The sequence below is a fragment of the Neisseria sp. P0009.S007 genome (assembly GCF_051962515.1).
This window is the reverse complement of record NZ_JBQCVF010000552.1, coordinates 1-1,000: the sequence shown is the minus strand read 5'-3', so window position 1 is coordinate 1,000 and position 1,000 is coordinate 1. Positions and strand designations below refer to the sequence as shown.

At 54.2% G+C, this 1,000-nt stretch carries 2 protein-coding genes; one reads left to right on the top strand and one right to left on the bottom strand.

Features of this window, described 5'->3' with window-relative positions; translation table 11 throughout:
* The coding region (locus ACTHS3_RS14740; RefSeq protein ID WP_440368339.1) for a transcriptional regulator at positions 1 to 207 on the top strand (207 nt) is incomplete at its 5' end.
* Between the two features lie 94 nt (positions 208 to 301).
* Here ACTHS3_RS14740 and ACTHS3_RS14735 read toward each other — a convergent pair.
* The coding region (locus tag ACTHS3_RS14735; protein ID WP_440368338.1) for a YheT family hydrolase at positions 302 to 1,000 on the bottom strand (699 nt) is incomplete at its 5' end.

Genomic DNA, 1,000 nt, shown 5'->3' with positions numbered 1-1,000 from the left:
ACTCAATCCGGTGGTTCCCGTTACGAATCCGGCCGCAATATGCCTAAACCTGTACGCGAATTGCTGCGTTTGGTACATATCGAGCGCGTAGATTTAGCTAAAGTCAACCGTGACGACTTGGCCGTTGCTTCCCTGCTGAAAAACCGCGACCCTGAGTTGTACGCTTCTCTGAAAAAAGAAGCCAAAGCCGACAACAAAGGCAAATAATCAAGCCATTCAAAAAGCCGTCTGAAATTCGTTTTCAGACGGCCTTTTTACTTTCTGCACACTAAGGGCATGTCGCATACATGTCCTTTTTCATTTACGGCTGATACTGTTTGAAATAGTCCAACACCGTTTGCGGCAGCCATTGCAGATTCAGACGGCCCTGATCGCGGCTGACAAAGCCGACATGACCGCCGTATGCCGGTTGCAACAGCGTAACGGCCGAGGACACATCCCGCCCGGTCGGCAGGGCTTCCGGCGGCAGGAAGGGGTCGTTGACGGCATTAAGCAACAGCAACGGCGTATCCACGCCTTTCAGAAACGGTTTGCAGGAATTGCGGCGGTAGTAATCGTGGCGGTCGGCAAAACCGTGTAGCGGCGCGGTAAAGCGGTCGTCAAAATCGCCAAGCGTTTTGCAGTTTTGCTGGCTTAAGGCCGTCTGAAACCGGGGAATCGCCTGGGCTTTCGGCAACAGTGAATTCAAAAAATAGCGCGTGTAAATCAGTCGCGTCATGCCCTGATCAAAACGCGTACCTGCCGCTACGGCATCAACCGGTGCAGAAACGACGGCAGAAGCGCGCGGAACGGCATTGCTGCCCTGCTCGCCCAAATATTTGGCCAAAGCATTACCCCCCAAAGAAACGCCGACGGCGTAGATGATTGAATAGCGTCGGGCAAGCGTGTTGAGCATAAAGGCGATTTCGGACGTATCGCCGAGGTGGTAGAACACGGGCGCGGTGTTTTCTATGCCGCCGCAACTGCGGAAATGGGCAACCACGCCGTTCCAACCGCGCTG